The 17,772-nt window shown below is 69.3% G+C and carries 18 protein-coding genes; 7 read left to right on the top strand and 11 right to left on the bottom strand.

Features of this window, described 5'->3' with window-relative positions:
* Window positions 1–12: 12 nt before the first annotated feature.
* Window positions 13–906, top strand: a complete 894-nt coding sequence (locus AC1RLW_RS20640) for a VOC family protein (RefSeq protein ID WP_070061427.1) — start codon at window positions 13–15, stop codon at window positions 904–906.
* A gap of 4 nt (window positions 907–910) precedes the next feature.
* Here the strand turns inward: AC1RLW_RS20640 and AC1RLW_RS20635 are convergent, their stop codons facing one another.
* Window positions 911–1,333, bottom strand: coding sequence for a winged helix-turn-helix transcriptional regulator (locus AC1RLW_RS20635; RefSeq protein ID WP_062473733.1), 423 nt, complete (start codon window positions 1,331–1,333; stop codon window positions 911–913).
* Window positions 1,334–1,443: 110 nt separating this feature from the next.
* Here AC1RLW_RS20635 and AC1RLW_RS20630 point away from each other — a divergent pair, with 110 nt between their 5' ends.
* Both AC1RLW_RS20630 and AC1RLW_RS20625 read left to right on the top strand, forming a co-directional pair.
* Entirely contained in the window at window positions 1,444–2,034 is a 591-nt protein-coding gene (locus AC1RLW_RS20630; protein WP_493194813.1) for a dihydrofolate reductase family protein, read from the top strand.
* 146 nt (window positions 2,035–2,180) lie between these two features.
* Window positions 2,181–2,642 (top strand): RcnB family protein, encoded by a 462-nt coding sequence (locus AC1RLW_RS20625; RefSeq protein ID WP_159274262.1) that lies wholly within the window; start codon window positions 2,181–2,183, stop codon window positions 2,640–2,642.
* 90 nt (window positions 2,643–2,732) lie between these two features.
* Here AC1RLW_RS20625 and AC1RLW_RS20620 read toward each other — a convergent pair whose 3' ends face one another.
* Both AC1RLW_RS20620 and AC1RLW_RS20615 read right to left on the bottom strand, forming a co-directional pair.
* Window positions 2,733–3,002: a hypothetical protein gene (locus AC1RLW_RS20620; RefSeq protein WP_070061423.1), complete on the bottom strand. Its 270-nt coding sequence runs from the start codon at window positions 3,000–3,002 to the stop codon at window positions 2,733–2,735.
* 113 nt (window positions 3,003–3,115) lie between these two features.
* Window positions 3,116–4,060 (bottom strand): CysB family HTH-type transcriptional regulator, encoded by a 945-nt coding sequence (locus AC1RLW_RS20615; protein ID WP_062473726.1) that lies wholly within the window; start codon window positions 4,058–4,060, stop codon window positions 3,116–3,118.
* A 178-nt stretch (window positions 4,061–4,238) separates the two neighbouring features.
* Between AC1RLW_RS20615 and AC1RLW_RS20610 the strand changes: the two genes are divergently transcribed.
* From AC1RLW_RS20610 to AC1RLW_RS20600, 3 genes are all read left to right on the top strand, one after another.
* The gene (locus tag AC1RLW_RS20610; RefSeq protein WP_062473724.1) at window positions 4,239–4,841 is read left to right on the top strand and encodes a TetR/AcrR family transcriptional regulator; all 603 of its coding nucleotides are present in this window, start codon (window positions 4,239–4,241) and stop codon (window positions 4,839–4,841) included.
* A 217-nt stretch (window positions 4,842–5,058) separates the two neighbouring features.
* Complete coding sequence (locus AC1RLW_RS20605; protein WP_493194810.1) at window positions 5,059–5,958, top strand: alpha/beta fold hydrolase; 900 nt, start codon at window positions 5,059–5,061, stop codon at window positions 5,956–5,958.
* A 90-nt stretch (window positions 5,959–6,048) separates the two neighbouring features.
* Window positions 6,049–8,964, top strand: a complete 2,916-nt coding sequence (locus AC1RLW_RS20600; RefSeq protein ID WP_493194809.1) for an SEL1-like repeat protein — start codon at window positions 6,049–6,051, stop codon at window positions 8,962–8,964.
* Window positions 8,965–8,988: 24 nt separating this feature from the next.
* Here the strand turns inward: AC1RLW_RS20600 and minE are convergent, their stop codons facing one another.
* From minE to AC1RLW_RS20575, 5 genes are all read right to left on the bottom strand, one after another.
* Window positions 8,989–9,261 (bottom strand): cell division topological specificity factor MinE, encoded by a 273-nt coding sequence (minE, locus tag AC1RLW_RS20595; protein ID WP_056574726.1) that lies wholly within the window; start codon window positions 9,259–9,261, stop codon window positions 8,989–8,991.
* A 2-nt stretch (window positions 9,262–9,263) separates the two neighbouring features.
* Complete coding sequence (gene minD, locus AC1RLW_RS20590; RefSeq protein WP_062481817.1) at window positions 9,264–10,079, bottom strand: septum site-determining protein MinD; 816 nt, start codon at window positions 10,077–10,079, stop codon at window positions 9,264–9,266.
* Between the two features lie 68 nt (window positions 10,080–10,147).
* Window positions 10,148–10,924 carry a septum site-determining protein MinC gene (gene minC / locus AC1RLW_RS20585; protein ID WP_070061420.1) on the bottom strand — a complete coding sequence of 259 codons (777 nt, stop codon included), beginning with the start codon at window positions 10,922–10,924 and terminating at the stop codon, window positions 10,148–10,150.
* A gap of 131 nt (window positions 10,925–11,055) precedes the next feature.
* Complete coding sequence (locus AC1RLW_RS20580; RefSeq protein ID WP_070061419.1) at window positions 11,056–12,342, bottom strand: solute carrier family 23 protein; 1,287 nt, start codon at window positions 12,340–12,342, stop codon at window positions 11,056–11,058.
* A 159-nt stretch (window positions 12,343–12,501) separates the two neighbouring features.
* Entirely contained in the window at window positions 12,502–12,924 is a 423-nt protein-coding gene (locus AC1RLW_RS20575) for a hotdog fold thioesterase (RefSeq protein WP_095948453.1), read from the bottom strand.
* An 87-nt stretch (window positions 12,925–13,011) separates the two neighbouring features.
* On the opposite strand from AC1RLW_RS20575, the gene AC1RLW_RS20570 reads away from it, so the two are divergent.
* Window positions 13,012–14,346, top strand: coding sequence for an AsmA family protein (locus tag AC1RLW_RS20570; protein WP_493194805.1), 1,335 nt, complete (start codon window positions 13,012–13,014; stop codon window positions 14,344–14,346).
* 150 nt (window positions 14,347–14,496) lie between these two features.
* On the opposite strand, the gene AC1RLW_RS20565 is transcribed toward AC1RLW_RS20570, so the two are convergent.
* The 3 genes from AC1RLW_RS20565 to AC1RLW_RS20555 all read right to left on the bottom strand — a co-directional run bounded on the left by AC1RLW_RS20565 (window position 14,497) and on the right by AC1RLW_RS20555 (window position 17,717).
* A complete protein-coding gene (locus tag AC1RLW_RS20565; RefSeq protein ID WP_493195329.1) occupies window positions 14,497–15,840 on the bottom strand; it encodes a tripartite tricarboxylate transporter permease in 1,344 nt (447 codons plus the stop codon).
* Between the two features lie 41 nt (window positions 15,841–15,881).
* Window positions 15,882–16,337 (bottom strand): hypothetical protein, encoded by a 456-nt coding sequence (locus tag AC1RLW_RS20560; RefSeq protein WP_493194804.1) that lies wholly within the window; start codon window positions 16,335–16,337, stop codon window positions 15,882–15,884.
* A gap of 93 nt (window positions 16,338–16,430) precedes the next feature.
* Complete coding sequence (locus AC1RLW_RS20555; RefSeq protein ID WP_487850385.1) at window positions 16,431–17,717, bottom strand: hydroxymethylglutaryl-CoA reductase, degradative; 1,287 nt, start codon at window positions 17,715–17,717, stop codon at window positions 16,431–16,433.
* Window positions 17,718–17,772 lie beyond the last annotated feature (55 nt).

The following is a 17,772-nucleotide window of genomic DNA, read 5'->3' as shown; positions in this document are numbered from 1 at the left end:
AAGACCTTCACCATGCCCCTGACCCTCGACCACGTCGTGATCGCCGTGCACGACCTCGAACGCGCCATCGCCGACTACGCCGCGCTCGGCTTCCACGTGCTGCGCGGCGGCGACCATCCGGGCCGCAGCACGCACAACGCGCTCGTCGTGTTCAGCGACGGCAGCTACTTCGAACTCATCGCGTGGCGCGAACCCGCGCCCGCCGAGCGCTGGTGGCAACTGCTGCAGCGGCACGGCGAAGGCATCGTCGACTTCGCGCTGTTGCCGCGCGACACGGCCGTCACCGTGGCCGACGCGAAAGCGCGCGGCCTCGTGCTCGAAGGCCCGCTCGACGGCGGGCGCGTGCGCCCCGACGGCGAACACCTGCGCTGGCAGACCGCGCGCGCCCCGTCGGCCGACCTGCCGTTCCTGTGCGGCGACCTCACGCGGCGCGCCCTGCGCGTGCCCGAGGGCGCCGCGCGCGTGCATCCCAACGGCGTGCTCGGCGTGGCCAGCCTGGCCATCGCCGTGCGTGACCTCGACGCCACGCTGGCGCGCTACCGCGCCTTGCTGGGCACGGTCTCCGACGACACGAGCACGCACATCGGCGAACCCGTGGCCGTGCCTGCCAGCCAGGTGCGCGTGGCCGTGATCGCCCTGGGCAGCAGCGTGCTCGTGCTGTCGTCGCCGCGCGACCGTGCCCCGGCGGCGGAGCTGGGCGGCGACGCGCTCGCACAGCGCCTCGCCGTGCGCGGCGAGGGCCCCTATGCGCTGGTGCTGCACACCGACCGGCCGCAATCGACCGGCACCTTCGACCTCGCACGCGCGCACGGCGCGTGGATCGAACTCGACCTGCCGCCGGTGGACGCGCTGGAGGCGCAGGGCCGCGTGCGCGCCGACGCGGCGAACAGCACGGTGGGCGGGTAACGCCTTACCTGCCGCCCAGGTGTGCCTTGCGCAGCGCGGCGCGCATCTTCTTCTGCAGCGCCGGCCCGCCCTTTTCCAGCGCGGCCGCGGGCGCGCCGCTCTCGGCCGTCACCGGCCGGTGCTTGCGCCCCCAGATGCCGAGCTGCGTGATCACCGGCAGCAGGTCGATGCCCACGGGCGTGAGGCTGTAGAGCGCCTTCTGCTTGTGCGTGGGGTCGTCGGTCTTGCTGAGCACGCCGTGTTCGACCAGCGTGTTCAGCCGCTCCGTGAGGATGTTCGAGGAGATGCCTTCCTCGGACTGCAGGAACTCGCGGAAGTGCCGCTTGTCCGCAAACATCAGGTCGCGAACGATCAGCAGGCTCCAGCGGTCGCCGACGACTTCGAGCGCGAGGTTGATCGGGCACAGGGACTTCTGCTGGATGGCCATCGGGATTCCGCGGGTTCAAGAAACTGCTTGCATTTTCGCATCGGTTTGAGAATACTGAAACTGCTTGCATTTCTAGATCGGTTTGCGCAAGCGACCTCAAGGAGACGCCGATGCGAAAGCTCATCGTGCAAATGCAGATGTCGGTCGACGGGTTCGTGTCGCCGGCCAACGGCGACATCGACTGGCAGCTGTGGGGCTGGGGCGACCGGTGGCGCTGGGATGCGGCGCTCAGGCGCGACTTCAACGCCGCGTTCGCGGGCGTCGACACGATCCTGCTGAGCCGCAAGATCATCGAGGAGGGCTACCTCGAGCACTGGGGCCGCGCCGCGACGCGCTTTCCTGCGAACCCCGACTACGCCTTTGCCCAGCGGGTCATTGACGCACGCAAGGTGGTGCTCACGAACAAACTGCAGGCCTCGCGCTGGGAGCGCACCGACATCGCACGCGGCGCCATGGCCGACGAGGTGAATGCGCTCAAGCGCGAGCCGGGCAAAGACATCTTGACCATCGGAGGTGTCGGCTTTGCGTCGTCGCTCACATCGGCAGGGCTGGTCGACGAGTTCCAGTTCTTCGTGAACCCCACGGCCGTCGGCGCGGGCCGCTCGGTGTTCCACGACACGCGCCATGGCCACGCGCTGCGCCTGCTCGGATCGAGGGCCTACGACTGCGGCATGGTGGTGAACCGCTATGCGCCCGCGTGAAGTCCGTCACGCGCGTGCAGGACAACACGCCGTGGAGATACCTGCGCTTACCGGATTTCATCTGACGGTGACCTGACGCACCCGAAGCAGACACATGCGCTGCCCAGAATGGAGGCGTCATCACAGACACACAAAAGGAGTTCCAGATGATCTTCCGTACCAAGCGCCTGACCACTGCCGCCGTTGCGGCGCTCGCAATGTCCCTGGCGGCAGGCAGCGCGCTGGCGCAAGATCGCCGGGGCGACGACCACCGCCCGGGCGGCGGCCGCTACGAGCAGCGCGATGACCACCGTCCTGGCGGCGGTCGTTATGACCAGCGCGACGACCATCGCGGGCATCGCGGCCCTCACGCCGGCTACCGCGGCGACCAGGACTTCCGCGACGGCCGCCAGTTCGACCGCCGGGGCTTCCCGCAGCCGCACACCGAGTGGCGCCGCGGTGGCCGCGTGCCGACCGAGTACCGGGGCCGCAACTACGTGGTGAACGACTGGCGCGCCTACCGCCTGCAGCAGCCGCCGCGCGGCTACCAGTGGGTGGGCGTGGGTGGCGACTACGTGCTCGCAGCCATTGCCACCGGCCTCATCGCGCAGATCATCGCGGGTCAGTAAGCCTTCGCACTGCGCTCGCACCGCGCACATGCAAAAACCGCCACAGGAGACTGTGGCGGTTTTTCTTTGGGGAACTGGGAGAGGGGCTTGTCAGGCCACCGCGGTGGCGGCCGACTGGGCGCACACGTTGCGCCCGGTGATGGTGAGGCGCAAACCGCCGCCATGCCATTCGAGCCAGTTGAGATCGACGTAGGCGTCGATGTCGCGATCGTCGATGCGATCGGCCTGGCGGCTTTGCAGCAGCTCGACCGTGGCGGGCAGGGCACGTTTCAGGCGTTCGCGCTTCTCCGCTGCATCGGCCGCCTTTTGGGCGGCCCGGGTGGCCTGTAGTTGCTGCTGCTGCTGCGAAGTCGATGCCATTGCTGATCCGTTCCGGAAGCCAAGGAATTAACCCGAATGTACGCCGCTTGTGTGAAGCTGCGCGCATTCTTTTCAACCCTGGAGCCGGAAGTGTCGATTTCGTTGCGCTTGAGCTAAATCTCGTAGTGAGACACCTTGACCTCGTCGCCCAAGGCCTTCTCGACAATCGCGCGCGTCAATGTCGGCGCAAACGACTCGATGAACGCGTAGACATATTTGCGCAGGTAGGTGCCGCGCCGCACCGCGAGCTTGGTGAGGTTGATGCCGAACAGTCGCCCCGCATCGAGCGCGCGCAGCTGCGTGTCGCGCTCGGCCTCGTAGGCCACGCCGGCGACGATGCCCACGCCCAGGCCCAGCTGCACATACGTCTTGATGACGTCGGCGTCCATCGCGGCCAGCACGATGTTGGGCTGCAGGCCGCGCTGTTCAAAGGCCTCGTCGATGCGCGAGCGGCCCGTGAAGCCCGTGTCGTAGGTGATCAGCGGGTGCTGCGTGAGCGCCTCCAGCGTGAGCGGCGCGTCGAGCAGCGGGTGCCCTGGCGGCACGATCACCGAGTGCGTCCAGCGGTAGCAGGGCAGGGCGACCAGCTGCGGGTAGTCGCCCAGCGCCTCGGTGGCAATGCCCACGTCGGCCTCGCCGTCGAGCAGCATCTGCGCGATCTGCTTGGGCGAGCCCTGGTGCAGGTGCAGTTTCACGTTCGGGAACTGCGCGCGGAATTCCTGCACCGCCACCGGCATCGCATAGCGCGCCTGCGAGTGCGTGGCCGCCACCGAGAGCAGGCCGCTTTGCTGCGCCACGAACTCCTGGCCCGCGTGCTTGAGGTTGCTGCTTTCCATCAGCATGCGCTCGATGATCGGCAGCACGTGGCCGCCGGGCTCGGTGAGGCCCGTGAGCCGCTTGCCGGCCCGCACGAAGAGCTCGATGCCGAGTTCTTCCTCAAGTTCGCGGATCTGCCGGCTCACGCCGGGCTGCGAGGTGTGAAGGGTGTGGGCGACCTCGGTCAGGTTGAAGCCGCAACGAACGGCCTCGCGTACCGAGCGCAGTTGTTGAAAGTTCATCGGGCGCGCAGGAGGTGAAAAGAGGTCCGGACCCCGGGTCGGGGCCGACCGGCGATTCTCGGCAGAAGTGCTTATGCGGGGAACGATGCGTTTGTTGGTTCCACATGAGCAAAACATCTATGAGGCCCCTCTGCGTGGGGAAGTTGATATTTCGCACGACTGTGCTAAAGTTCGCCACATGGACGCCAAGACCCAGAAAAGCGAACTCACCCGTGCCGCCATCGTCGGCGCGGCGATGCATCTCGCGCTGGCCGAAGGGCTGGAGGCGATCTCGCTGCAGGCCGTGGCGAGCCGGCTGGGGCTGTCCAAGAGCGGCGTGTTCTCGCGCGTGGGGTCGCGCGAGGCGCTGCAGAAGGCCGTCATCGAGGAGTACGGCCGCGGCTTCCTGGCCGAGGTGTTCGTGCCCGCCATGCAGAAGCCCAAGGGCCTGCCCCGCCTGAACGACATCGTCGCGCGCTGGATCGCCCGCACGCGCGACGTCGAAGCGCAGAACGGCTGCCTCTACGTGGCCGGCGCCTTCGAGTTCGATGACCGCGAAGGCGAGCTGCGCGACCTGCTGTTCGACGAGATCACGCGCTGGCGTGCCGCGCTGCGCCGCACGGTGTTGCAGGCGGTCGAGACCGGCGAGCTCCAGGCCGACACCGATCCGGCCCAGCTCGTGAGCGAGATCAACGGAATCATGATGAACCAGCTGCACGACGCGCGCTTCCTGCGCGACGGGCATGCGGCCGAGCGCGCGGGCCAGACCTGGCAGCGCCTTCTTTCCAGCTACCGCGCCTGAGGCGCACCCGCAGACGACGGCCACCGCCTCTTCGTTTGCCTTAATTTCGCACTACCGTGCGATAAAAAAGGAGAAGCACCATGCTGATCATTGCCCTCTTTCTCGCCGCCTACGCGGTCCTCCTCGGTGTGCGCGGCGTGCAGGACACGCTGCGCAGCCTGCCGCGCAGCAACCAGGACTGGGTCTGGTACTGAGCCCCTGAACGAAAGCCTTCCCCATGACCACCACCAGCACCACCACAGCCCCCGTGGGCTACTACAGCGCCAGCCCGCTGATGCGCGCGATGCGCTTCGGCCTCGGCGCCTCGCAGCGCCTGTGGCCTGCCCTCGGCGTGCGCGCGGCCTACCGCGTGTTCGGCACGCCGCTGCCGCCCAAATGGCTGCACCGCGGCCAGCAGCCCGGTGCCGACTGGCGCCGCGAGGCCTGGTCCTTCGAAGACGCCAACCTCGGCATCTACCACCTGGCCGCGCAGGACTCGGGCGCCGAGTCGGCACCGGTCGTGCTGCTGGTGCACGGCTGGGGCGGCCACGCGGGCCAGATGCTGCCGCTGGCACAGGCCGTCGCTGCGCAAGGCCTGCGGCCCGTGCTGCTGGAGATGCCGGCCCACGGCCGCAGCGCGGGCACGGCCAGCAACCTGCCGCAGTTCGCGCGCGCCATCGACTACGTGGCGGCGCGGCTCGGCGCCGACGGGCACGTGCTGCGCGCGGCGGTCGCGCATTCGCTGGGGGCCAATGCGCTGGCCTATGCGGCGGGGCGCGGGCTGCCGGCGCAGCGGCTGGTGCTGCTGGCACCGCCGGCCTCGCCGCGCGAGTACACGCGCTACTTCGCGCAGGTGTTCGGCCTCAGCGAGCGCACGCGCGCGGGCATGCAGCGCCTGATCGAGGCGCGTGAGGGCATCCTGATGCAGCAGCTGGAGCCCGCCGCCGTGGGCCCGCGCATCGCGCAGCCCACGCTCATCGTGCATGACCGCGACGACCGCGTGAACCGCTTCGCCGATGCCGAGGCCTTTCGCGATGCGATCGCCGGTGCGCGGCTCTTTCCCACGCAGGGCTGGGGCCATCGCCGCATCCTCAAGGAGCAGGCCGTGCTCGCGCAGGTCACGCAGTTCCTGGCGTAGCGGCCGGCGGTCACGTGCGCGTGAAACGGCGCCCCTAAACTGGGCGCCACCCATGGCCTTCGCCATGGACGACACACGCACCGACCACACATGGGCAATCGTTCCTGGCTCTATCTCGAACACAGTCTTCCCGACACCGAAGAAGCATCGGCCGACGAAATCGCCGAAGCCAACAACAACTTCCCCGTGCTCTGGCAGCTCCTGCTGGCCGATGGCGCGGCCGGCGACGCCATCGACCACCAGCGCGTCTTCGGCGATGCGGGCACCGACAACCTCGCCAGCGACGCGCACGCCGCGCTCGCGCGCATCCGGCAGCTGCACGCCTTTGTCGAACGGCACCCGATGCTGCACACGCTGCCGCAGATCGCGCTGCAGTTCGAGGCCGTGGCGCTGCACCTGGCCGAACTGATCGACGAGACGCCGGACGACAGCGCGCCGCGCTTTTCCGCCAACCTCGACGAACTGTCCTGGCTGGGCGGAGACACGGAAGGCGAGGGCTTCATCGAACGCAACCGCCGCGAGTGCAATGAACTGTGGGCCGAGGTGCAGCGCTGCATCGACGGCGGCAACCACCCGGGCGTCGACGCGGCACTCGGCGTCCAACGTTTCGCCGACTGGGAGGCCTGGGCCTGGCAGTTCGGCTTCGGCAGCCTGTCGCATCCGTACTTCGACGGCTACGAGGCGCCGCGCGACGAGCGCTTTGCCGACTTCGAGCCCGAGGAAGAAGACGAAGACGACGGCGAGCGCCCCGACTACGACAACCACCTGGGCGAGGACCTCTGGCGCTTCGAGGTCGACGGCCGCTGGGGCGTGATGCGCGTGGTGTACGACGACGACGGGCGCAGCCAGCGCACCACCGTGGTCGAGCCCGCGTGGGACGACATCCGCTACGCCGGTGCGGATGATCCGCGCCTGCTCTGGATCTCGCAAGGCGAGCGCTCCGGCCTGCTGCATGCCGACGCCGAGGCGCCGCGCGTGCTGCTCGAACCGCAGCTCGACGAGGTCTGGGCCTTCGAGGACGACATCGCCACGGCGCTGGTCGGCGACCACGTCGGCCTGCTGCGCACCGACGGCAGCTGGCTGCTCCCGCCCTCGGTCGACGAGGTCTGGAGCTTTGTCGAAGGCCGGGTGCGCGCCCGCGTGGGCGAGCGCATCGGGTACGTCGACCTGCAGGGCCAATGGACGATTGCGCCCCGGTTCGAAGAAGCCGAAGACTTCACGCCCTTCGGCCTCGCGCCCGCGCGCGGCGACGAGGGCGGCTGGGGGCTGGTGCGCGCGGACGGCGACTGGGCCGTGCCGCCGCATTTCGAAAGCCTGCAGTGGCGCCACGACTGGGAGGGCTTCGACGCCAAGCGCGACGGCAAGAGCGGGCTGCTCGACGCGCAAGGCCGCGTCGCGATCGAGCCGGTGTACGAACAGATCGACCTGCTCGAGGAATACCCGATGGAGGTCCTGACGAGCGAAGACAACGATCCGTCGAACGAGCGCGGCACCCCGGCCCGGCCGAAGCGCTTTGCCGTGGAACGCGCCGACGGCCTGTGCGGCCTCGTCGATGGGCAGGGCCGCGTGCTCGTGCCCTTCGACTACGGCCGCTTCGAGACCCTGGAGCCGCTGACCGGCGAAGAGCGCGCGCACGCCATGGTCCGGCGCGACCTGGTGCGCGTGGCGTCCAAGGGCGGGCGCACGGCGAAGAACGCGCCGTGGCTGCGCGGCATCTACGACGTGGCCGCCGGCCGCGAGCTGGTGCCGTGCCGGCACCGCACGCTGCAGCCGCTGGCCTGGGGCACGCAGGACATCGGCTGGCTGGTCGCCGATCCGGTGCCGCGCGCCGCGAAGGTCGAGAAGGGGCAACTCGCCGTGGGCGTGCTGCGCGTCGACGGCGCCGTGCTGCACCCGCAGGCCTACCCGTGGATCACGGCCGCGTTGTCGGTCGCCGACGGCTGGATGGCCGTCGCGGTCCGCTCGGCGCTGTGCAAGCGCTGGAGCGCGGGCGAGCCGGTGCAGGCCGCGCGCAACGACACCGGCCTGTACGTCTGGCTGCACGCCGACGGCCGCGAGCAGGCGCACGCCGAGCACATGGCCGCGCGCCATGCCGCCGGCGACCTGCGGGCCGCCTACGAGCTGGCCTGCCACCTGCGCGACGGCGAGGGCATCGAGGCCGACCCGCGCGAAGCCCTGCGCTGGATGGCACGCGCCGCCGGCGTGCGCGAGCCCGGCGACGCCCCCGCCACCGCGTCACCCGACGGCCTGCCCGTGGCGATGTGCGAGCTCTCGAAGATGCTGCGCTGGGACACGGCCGGCCTCGGCGCCGAACCCGCCTTGGCGCGCGCATGGCTGCTCCACGCCATCGCCCATGGCGGCGAGGACGACGCCGCCACGCACGCCCATCTCGGCTACATGCTGAGCGAAGGCGAGGGGGGCGAGCGCGACCTGGAAGGCGGCGTGCGGCACTACGAACGGGCCGCCGAGCACAACAACACGATGGCGCTCTACAACCTCGGCCTGGCGCACAAGCTCGGCGAACCCGGGGAGCCCGACCTGGCGCGGGCGATCGGCTACTTCCGCCGCGGCCACGAAGCCGGCGACGTCAGCGCCACGATGCAGCTCGGTCGCACGCTGTGCCTGCACGCAGGGGCGCTGGCTGAACAGGGTCAGGGAGAAGCGGAAGTGAACGTGCTGTACGCCGAAGCCCTCTATGCGCTGCAGAAGGTGGCGGAAGACAGCACAAAACGCCAGCAGGGCTGGGCCTGCTACGAGCTGGGCTGGATGCGCATGCAGGGTCAGGGCGCGTCGGAAGATGCTGCGGCCGCAGAGCGCTGGCTGCTCACCGGCGCCGCGCTCGATGACTGCGAAGAGAACCTGGAGAGCCAGCGCGCCTGCGTGGAATCTCTGGCGGCGCAGTTCTACGGCGACCGCGAAAGTCCGCTCTTCGACGAGGACAAGGCCCGCGCGTGGACGCAGCGGCTGGAGGCGCTGCCCGCTGCGGCCCCGGACCAACCGGCGTGAGCCGGTTGATCGGGGCTCTGGCGCTCAGCGCGCCGGAACCGGATCGGGCAGTTCGATCTTGATGTCCAGCACTTCGAGGTTGTCCTGGGTTTCCAGGTGCACCTTGATGTCGTCGGCGTTGATCGACACGTACTTGGAAATCACCGCCACCAGCTCGCGCTGGAGCTCGGGCAGGTAATCGGGGCGCTTCTTGCCGCTGAGGCTGGAGCGCTCGTGAGCGAGGATGATCTGCAGGCGCTCCTTGGCGACGCTCGCAGTCTTCTTCTTCTCACCAAGCAGGAACGAAAGAAACGACATGCCTACTTGCTCCCGAAAATCCGTTTGAAGAAGCCCGGCTTCTCGGCTTCGACGAAGCGCATCGGCTTGTCTTCGCCAAGGAAGCGCGCGACCACGTCGCTGTACGCCTGGGCCACGTCGGTGTCCTTGTCGTGGATGGCGGGCACGCCCTGGTTGGAGGCGTGCAGCACGCTTTCCGACTCGGGGATCACGCCGATCAGCTTGATGCGCAGGATGTCCTGGATGTCTTCCAGCGAGAGCATCTGGCCGCCGGCCACGCGGTTCGGGTTGTAGCGGGTGATCAGCAGGTGCTCCTTGATCGGCTCGCCGCCGTCCTTGGCGCGCTTGGTCTTGCTGCTGAGCATGCCCAGGATGCGGTCCGAGTCGCGCACCGAAGAGACTTCGGGGTTGGTGACGATCAGCGCCTCGTCGGCGAAGTGCATCGCCATCATGGCGCCGGTCTCGATGCCCGCGGGGGAGTCGCAGACGATGTAGTCGAAGTCCATGGCGGCCAGGTCGGTCAGCACCTTCTCCACGCCGTCCTGCGACAGGGCTTCCTTGTCGCGCGTCTGCGAGGCGGCCAGCACGAACAGGTTGTCGCACTGCTTGTCCTTGATGAGCGCCTGGCTCAGGTTGGCCTCGCCCTGGATCACGTTGATCAGGTCGTACACCACGCGGCGTTCGCAGCCCATGATCAGGTCGAGATTGCGCAGGCCCACGTCGAAGTCGATCACGGCCGTCTTCTTGCCGGCGAGCGCAAGGCCCGACGCGAAGCTGGCGCTCGTGGTCGTCTTGCCGACGCCGCCCTTGCCCGAGGTCACCACCACAATTTTGGCCATCGCCATTCCTTCTTGTTTCGATTCAGTTGTCGATTGATGCTCAGCGCTGCCGCGTTCCTGGTTTTTCATCAGGGAATCGCGTCGATCGCTATTTTTTTGCCGTCCAGGCGCACCTGGGCGGGCTTGCCCAGCACGGGCTCGGGCAGCGGCACTTCGTTCGTGCGGTAGATGCCCGCAATGGCCACCAGCTGCGCTTCCATGCAGGTCGAGAAGATCCGCGCCTCGGTGTTTCCGCGCGCGCCGGCAATGGCCTTGCCGCGCAGCGGCGCGTACACATGCACGTTGCCGTCGGCGATGACTTCGGCACCGAAGCTCACGATGGCCGTCACCACCACGTCGCCGCCACGCGCGTAGATCTGCTGGCCCGAGCGCAGCGGCTTGTCGATCAGCAGCGTGCCGTTGGCCGGCACCGGCAGCTCGCGCACGATCTGCGGGGCTTCCGACGGCGCGGGCGCCTCGGCGGGCGGGGCCGGTGGGCGGGGCGCGGGGGCCGAGGGCATGGCGGCCACCGACAGGCCGGCTTCACGTGCCGCGGCATGCTGCTCGGGGCTGCCGCCGCGCACGGCGATCGGCTGGGTCTGGTGGCGCGCCAGCAGGCTGCGCAGGGCGGCAAAGTCGATTTCGGGGGCGTCGGTGCCGCCCTCGGCCGCCTGTTCCTGCAGCAGCGAGAGGTCGATCACCACCGGCTCCTGCTCGAAGAAGTCGGGCGAATCCGCCAACTGGGCGTCGAGCGCCTCGGCCAGCACGTCGAGGTCGGCTGTCTTGAGGATCACTGCGATCAGCGGCAGTGTGGCGCTCTTGAATTCGAAAACCGCCTTGGTACGAGCGGCGGAAACATCGGCCATTGGAAAACGTGTGTGAACGTCGGTGCGAAAAGCGTTGGAGTCTAACGGGCGCCGGCCAAAGCCCGGTGACCGGCGCCGCGTTCACTGACCCCGCACAACAGTTATTGCACGAGGTTTCACTTTGTCTGCGCTCAGGCGTTGCGCGAACGGCCCAGCAGGGCGTAGAGGATGATGGCCCCGAAAGTGGCGGTTCCGATGCCGCCGAGCGCGAAGTCGCCGAACTTCAGCGTGAAGTCGCCGGTGCCGATGATCAGCGTGATGGCGGCCACGATCAGGTTCTTGTTCTGCGAGAAATCGACCTTGTTGTCGACCCAGATCTTGGCGCCGGCAATGGCGATCAGGCCGAACACCACGATGCTCACGCCGCCCATCACCGGCAGCGGAATGGCCTGGATCAGCGCGCCGAACTTGGGGCTGAAGCCCAGGATGAGCGCAATGAAGGCCGCCACCACGAACACCGCCGTCGAGTAGATGCGCGTGGCTGCCATCACGCCGATGTTCTCGGCGTAGGTGGTCACGCCCGTGCCGCCCGCGGCGCCGCTCACCACCGTGGCAATGCCGTCGCCGATGAAGGCGCGGCCCATGTACGGGTCGAGGTTGCGCCCGGTCATGGCCGTCACGGCCTTCAGGTGGCCGAGGTTTTCCGCCACCAGGATGATCGCCACGGGCGCGATCAGCAGCATCGCGTTGGCCGTGAACACCGGCGCCGTGAAGGTCGGCAGGCCGAACCAGGCCGCGTTGGCGATGCCGCTGAGGTCGACCGGCTTGCCCAGGCCCATGCCGTTGGTGAGCGCGGCATACACCAGCGTGGCCAGGATCAGGCCGATGAGGATCAGCAGGCGCTGCACCATGCCGCGCGTGAACACCGCCACCAGGCCCACGCACAGGAAGGTCACGGCCTGCATCCACGAATCGAAGTTGCTGGCCGCCATGTTCTTGATGGGAATGCCCGCCAGGTTCAGCCCGATCACCGCCACCACGGCGCCCGTGACCACGGGTGGCATGAAGCGTTCGATCCAGCCCGTGCCCACGGCCTGCACGATGGCCCCGATCAGGATGTAGACCACCCCGCAGGCCACGATGCCGCCCAGGGCCACCGCGATGTTGGCGTTGGCCCCCTTGCCCGCGTAGCCGCTGGCCGCGATCACCACGCCGATGAAGGCGAAGCTCGAGCCCAGGTAGCTGGGCACCTTGCCGCCCGTCACGAGATAGAAGATGAGCGTGCCGATGCCGCTCATCAGGATCGCGATGTTGGGGTTGAAGCCCATCAGGATCGGCGCCAGCACCGTGGCGCCGAACATGGCGATCACGTGCTGGATGCCCATCGCGCCGGTCTGCAGCCAGGGCAGCCGCTCGTCGGGCGCGATGACCGCGCCGTTGGCCAGTGTGGACACCGGCTTTTCAGTCCAGTTGAACATGTGTTTTCTTCTCCTCGGTTGGTGTGTGTTTGGGGGGTCGACGCGCTCCCTGGGGCGAGATTGTGGTCGATCCACCCCGTGCTGAACACGGGTGCCACCCGCAAGAGGCGTACCAGCGGGAGAAGAAAGAAAAGAAGCGCCCGGAAGGCGCGCCCGCGCTCAGCGCGGCTGCAGCACCGCCATGGTGATGCGCGAGACGCAGGTCAGCTCGCCGGCCTCGTTCGTCAGGTCGATCTGCCAGACCTGCGTGGTGCGCCCGCGGTGCACCGGCCGCGCCGTGCCGATGACCCAGCCGCTGGTGGCCGAGCGGATGTGGTTGGCGTTGATGTCCAGGCCCACGGCGCGGTCGCCCTCGGGGGCCGAGTAGTGCGCGCCGCAGGAGCCCAGCGTCTCGGCCAGCACCACCGACACGCCGCCGTGCAGGATGCCGTAGGGCTGGCGGGTGCGTTCGTCCACCGGCACGCGGGCGCGGATGAAGTCGTCGCCCACCTCCAGGAATTCGATGCCCAGGGCGGCCACGGCCGTGCCCACGTGGTTGGCGGTCAGCGATTCGACCGAGATCTCTTTCTTCCAGATACGCATGCAGGGGTCTCCGATACAGGGGGTGCGAGGGCACTATAGCGACGACGGCTGACAACCGCAGTCGCCTTTGCGTGCTACCTTGGCCCGATGACCTTCCCTTCGGTGCGGCGGTGGCTCCTGGGCTCGGTGGCGGTGCTGCTGCTGGGCTTCGGCGCGCTGGCGCTCGTGGTGGCCGCGCGCCTGCCCGACGACGAGGAGGTGGCGGCCCGCATCGCCGCGGGCTTCTCGCAGCGCTACGGCGTCGAGCTGACCGTGGGCGGCGCCCACTGGTCGCTGTGGCCGGTGCCCGTGCTGGCGCTGTCCGAGCTGGCGACCGACCAGCCCCAGCCCATCACCCTGCGCCGCGTGAGCGTGCGGCTGCACCTGTGGCCGTTGCTGCTGCGCCGCGAGGTGGCGATCGACGAGATCGCGCTCGAGAGCCTGGTGCTGCCGCGCGCCTCGGTGCGCGCCTTCCGGGACAAAGGCCCCGAGCCGCAGGAAAGCGAGCGCATCGTGCCGCTGCCCGCGCCCTGGACCCTGGCGGCCGTGCCGGTGGAGCGCGTGCGCTGGCGCGACGTGGTCTGGATCGACCGCCGCGACATCGCGCTGGCCTACGACGGCGAGGTGACGTTCGACGACAACTGGCGCCCTCGCAACCTGCGTCTGGAGCGCGCCGGCGCCGCATCGCCCGTGCGCCTGCGGCTGGACCGCGAGGGCACGGAAGACCGCTGGCGCACCCGCATCGACGCCGGGGGCGGCACGTGGAACGGTGAATCGCGGCTCGAGGTGCTGCCTGAAGGGCGGGGCTTGCGCGTGTCGGCCGAGCTCGACCCGCGGCAGGTCGACATCGAAGCACTGGTGCAGGCCTTCGGGCGCCGCTCGGCGGTGGCGGGCAAGGTCTCGGGCCACACCTCGCTGGTGGCCGAGGCCCGCGAGGTGGGCGCGCTGATCCGCGGCCTGCACACCCGCACCACCTTCTCGGTGCAACCCGCCACGCTGACCCGGCTCGACCTGGCCAAGGCCGTGACCACCGCCGGCATCAGCCGCGGCGGCACCACGGCGCTGGACGAGCTCACGGGCACGCTCGACACCCAGGGCACCGAAGACGGCATCGTGATGCGCTACACGAACCTCAAGGCGCGCTCGGGCGTGCTCACCGCCAGCGGCAACCTGCGCCTCTTCAACCGGCAGATGTCGGGCGAGATGGCGGTGGACCTGGTCGATGGCGTGGTCGGCGTGCCGCTGAAGATCGGCGGCAGCGTGGCCGAGCCCGAGGTGTCGATGACCGGCGGCGCGCTCGCGGGGGCGGCCGTTGGCAGCGCGGTGCTGCCGGGGGTGGGCACGGCGATCGGGGCGCGGGTGGGGCAGCAGCTGGAGAAGCTGTTCGGTGGGGATGAACCGGCGAAGAAGACGCCGCCGAAACCCTCTGCATCGCAGCGCTGACTCGCTGGTTGCCGTCGCGTTCAGGGCGCGTGCCCAGGCCACCGGGTACTTCCCTCCGCGAATGTCCCCCGGCCTGCGGCCTCCTCCTTGATTTCGCTGCGGGAAGCACCCGGTGTCCTGGGCACGGGACACGCTGTGGGTGCTCGCCGATCAGGAGAACGCCTTGATCACCGCCGGCACCGTCAGCACCGCCGTGTAGTAGCCCATGAACTGCACGTCGGTGTTGAAGCCGATGGCACGCGACAGCAGGCCGCCGAGCAGGCCCATCGTGAGGATCACCAGGAGGCCGAGCAGCTGGCCTTCCCACACGCTGATCACCACGATCAACCCGACGAAGGTCGCGATGATTGCCTCGTGGCTCACCTTGCGCGAGACGAACAGCGCCGCGCGGCGCGCGAAGTTCATCGTGAAGGGGTAGGCCACCAGCGCCGCGAGCACCACGGCGAGCATGCCGTAGCCCAGGAACTCCCAGTGGTTCAGCAGGTTGTGCAGGTTGTGGGTCTGGCCCGTGGCCGAATCGATGGTGAACACCGGCGGCGCATTGAAGAGCGGCGCGGCGGGGCCGGCCGCCACCGGGCTCAGCGGCAGGCCGATGGCGATCAGCGGGATCAGCGCCTCGGCGATGTAGGTGGCCTCGGTCACGCCGTTGCGCGCGGCCAGCGTGGTCGTGAGGCGGTGGTACGCATGCTTGATGCGCGAGCCGACCAGCTCGCCCAGCACCACCGTCATCGCGACCGGGCTGAACACGAAGGTGGCGCTGGAGATCGCGGCGGTCGCGAAGGTCCATTTCACCTGCGCGCGGTCGAGCACCTTGAACGGGTTCGGGAAGTAGCCCGACCAGCCCTTCACGTCGGGTGCGAGCGAGAAGGTGCGGACCTTGTCGCGCTTCATGCGCGCACGCGCCGCGGGCGAGATCACCGAGAACAAATCGGCCACCAGCGGCCCGATGGCGATGCCCAGGAAGTAGCTGATGCTGAGCTTCACGCCGTACTTGCCGGTGAGTGCCTGCAGCGCCACGATGACCATCACGAACGGCACCAGCGTGGCCACCGAGGCCCAGCGCCCGCTCGAGAAGTACGCAATGGCTACGGCCGCCACCACGAAGATCCACGGCGCCGCCTTGGTGATGGCCGCGCCGTACGGCGCCAGCAGCACCGCGAACAGCACGGCCAGCGGCACCGCCAGGAAGGCCGCGATGATCGCGCCCGACACCATCTTGCGCAGCGCGATGTGCGGCACGCCCAGGTTGCGCAACACGTTGGCGTCCTGCAGCAGCGGCGTGGCCATGGTGTCGCCCGGAATGCCCAGCAGCGCGGTGGGCACCGCGTGCGTCATGTGCTTGGCCACGGCCGCCGCCAGGAAGAAGGTGAACACGCCTTCGGGCGGCACGCCCAGCAGCACCACCAGCAGGGTGAGCGGTGCGAGCGTGGTGGTTTCGTCGGTGCCCGAGACGAGGCCGATGGCCGCGAACACGATGGCGCCCACGAGGCCCATGCCGGTGGCGACGAGGATCTGGTTGAACAGGGCGGCGTCGATCACGAGGCGGCTCCTTCGGCGGCCTTGGCGGCCTGGGGCTTGTACGACGCGAACAGCTCGTAGATCTCGAGCTCCTTCATCTCGCGCACCACCACCGGCGGCAGGTCGTTCACCGAGCCCAGGTCGCCGTGCTCGGCGGCCAGCTCGGCCAGCACCTCCTCGCGCCAGCGCGGATCGGCGGCGGTGCCTTCGACCACTTCGCGCTTGGGCGTGAAGAGCTTCGCACAGATCACGCCCGAGACCACGCAGCCGCCCAGGCCCGCGAGCATCGCGTAGGCGCGCGCCAATTCGGGCGTGCTCACCACGCTCGCGAGCACGCGGCTCGCCACGAGGTAGCCCGTGAGGCTCACCGCGACGCCGATCGCGATCGACCACGCGAGGTGGCCCAGGTCGGCCGTGTCGCCCCATATCTCCACCAGTCGCCAGCGGGCGGGCGTTGCACTGTCTGCGTTCATTCGAGTTGTCTCCGTCTGTGGTTGTGTGACGGCCGCGTGCGCGACCGCCGCGGTGTCGGCCGCGGACCGTGGTGCGGGAGGCTCCCGCGTTGCTTACTTCTTGCGCAGCGCGTCGAGCAGCGCCACGGCGCGGTCGGTGCGCACGTCGTGCTCGGCGGCCATCTGTCTGGCGATGGCGTCGATCTCGTCGCCGGTGGCGCCCGCGACGAGCGCGATGTTGCGGGCGTGCAGCGCCATGTGGCCGCGCTGGATGCCTTCGGTGGCAAGCGCGCGCAACGCGCCGAGGTTCTGCGCGAGGCCGACGGCCACGGCGACTTCGCCAAGCTCTTGCGCCGACTTCACGTCGAGGATCTTCAGCGCGAGCCGCGCGAGCGGGTGCGTTTTCGTGGCGCCGCCGACCAGGCCCACCGGCATCGGCATCTCGATGGTGCCGACCAGCGCGCCGCCCGCGTCCTTCTCCCACGTGGTGAGCGAGGTGTAGCGCCCGCTGCGGCAGGCGTACGCATGCGCGCCGGCTTCCACCGCGCGCCAGTCGTTGCCGGTCGCGACGATCACCGGGTCGATGCCGTTCATGATCCCCTTGTTGTGCGTCGCCGCGCGGTACGGGTCGATGGCCGCGAAGGTGTAGGCGTCGATCACGCCCTCGACCACCTCTTCGCCGCTGCGTTCGCGCGTGGCCAGCACCGAGGGCGCGAGCCGCACGCGGGCACGCGCCAGCCGCAGGTCGGCCAGGTTCGACAGGATGCGCAGGCGCACCGTGCCGCCCGTGAGCTTCTCGACCAGCGGCGACACCGCCTCGGCCATCGTGTTGACCGTGTTCGCGCCCATCGCGTCGCGCACGTCGACGATCAGGTGCATCACCACCATCGCGCCGCGCGGCGTGTCGCCGAACACATGCACCTCGATGTCGCGGCAGCCGCCGCCCAAGCCGATCAGCACCTTGTCGCGGCTGTTCGCCACGGCCAGGATCTCGTCGCGCGCACGCAGCAGCGCCAGCCGCGCACCGTACGGGTCGGTGATGCCGATCACCTGCACCTGCGCGCGCATCAACGGGCCGGTGCTCGAGGCCTCGAAGCCGCCGCCTTCGCGCGCGAGCTTGGCCATGAAGGAGGCGGCGGCGACCACCGAGGGTTCTTCCACCGCCATCGGCACGAGGTAGTCGCGCCCGTTCACGGTGAAGTTGCCGGCCACGCCCAGCGGCAGCTCGAAGGTGCCGATCACGTTCTCGACCATGCCGTTGGCGCGCTCCACGCCCAGCGCGCCGGGTTGGGCGAGCAGCGCCACCTCGTCGTCGGTGAGCGCGGCGGCCTGTGCGATGTGGGCCAGGCGTTGGGCGGGCGTGAGTGCGCGGAAATTGGGAATGCGGGAATCGGCGGCCATCGGTGCGTGTCTCTTCGGAAGGTGAATTCGGGAGCAGGCAATTTAGGCCGGCTGT

The sequence above is a fragment of the Variovorax sp. GW822-FHT04A09 genome (assembly GCF_058801005.1).
Note: the sequence above shows the minus strand (reverse complement) of the source record. Positions and strands in the feature narration are given on the sequence as shown.

Bases quoted from the DNA above. Each gene is read 5' to 3' on its own strand.
- AC1RLW_RS20640 (WP_070061427.1), top strand. From the start codon at position 13: ATGCCCCTGACCCTCGACCACGTCGTGATCGCCGTGCACGACCTCGAA.
- AC1RLW_RS20635 (WP_062473733.1), bottom strand. From the start codon at position 1,333: ATGGCCATCCAGCAGAAGTCCCTGTGCCCGATCAACCTCGCGCTCGAA.
- AC1RLW_RS20630 (WP_493194813.1), top strand. From the start codon at position 1,444: ATGCGAAAGCTCATCGTGCAAATGCAGATGTCGGTCGACGGGTTCGTG.
- AC1RLW_RS20625 (WP_159274262.1), top strand. From the start codon at position 2,181: ATGATCTTCCGTACCAAGCGCCTGACCACTGCCGCCGTTGCGGCGCTC.
- AC1RLW_RS20620 (WP_070061423.1), bottom strand. From the start codon at position 3,002: ATGGCATCGACTTCGCAGCAGCAGCAGCAACTACAGGCCACCCGGGCC.
- AC1RLW_RS20615 (WP_062473726.1), bottom strand. From the start codon at position 4,060: ATGAACTTTCAACAACTGCGCTCGGTACGCGAGGCCGTTCGTTGCGGC.
- AC1RLW_RS20610 (WP_062473724.1), top strand. From the start codon at position 4,239: ATGGACGCCAAGACCCAGAAAAGCGAACTCACCCGTGCCGCCATCGTC.
- AC1RLW_RS20605 (WP_493194810.1), top strand. From the start codon at position 5,059: ATGACCACCACCAGCACCACCACAGCCCCCGTGGGCTACTACAGCGCC.
- AC1RLW_RS20600 (WP_493194809.1), top strand. From the start codon at position 6,049: ATGGGCAATCGTTCCTGGCTCTATCTCGAACACAGTCTTCCCGACACC.
- minE (WP_056574726.1), bottom strand. From the start codon at position 9,261: ATGTCGTTTCTTTCGTTCCTGCTTGGTGAGAAGAAGAAGACTGCGAGC.
- minD (WP_062481817.1), bottom strand. From the start codon at position 10,079: ATGGCCAAAATTGTGGTGGTGACCTCGGGCAAGGGCGGCGTCGGCAAG.
- minC (WP_070061420.1), bottom strand. From the start codon at position 10,924: ATGGCCGATGTTTCCGCCGCTCGTACCAAGGCGGTTTTCGAATTCAAG.
- AC1RLW_RS20580 (WP_070061419.1), bottom strand. From the start codon at position 12,342: ATGTTCAACTGGACTGAAAAGCCGGTGTCCACACTGGCCAACGGCGCG.
- AC1RLW_RS20575 (WP_095948453.1), bottom strand. From the start codon at position 12,924: ATGCGTATCTGGAAGAAAGAGATCTCGGTCGAATCGCTGACCGCCAAC.
- AC1RLW_RS20570 (WP_493194805.1), top strand. From the start codon at position 13,012: ATGACCTTCCCTTCGGTGCGGCGGTGGCTCCTGGGCTCGGTGGCGGTG.
- AC1RLW_RS20565 (WP_493195329.1), bottom strand. From the start codon at position 15,840: ATGGGCCTCGTGGGCGCCATCGTGTTCGCGGCCATCGGCCTCGTCTCG.
- AC1RLW_RS20560 (WP_493194804.1), bottom strand. From the start codon at position 16,337: ATGAACGCAGACAGTGCAACGCCCGCCCGCTGGCGACTGGTGGAGATA.
- AC1RLW_RS20555 (WP_487850385.1), bottom strand. From the start codon at position 17,717: ATGGCCGCCGATTCCCGCATTCCCAATTTCCGCGCACTCACGCCCGCC.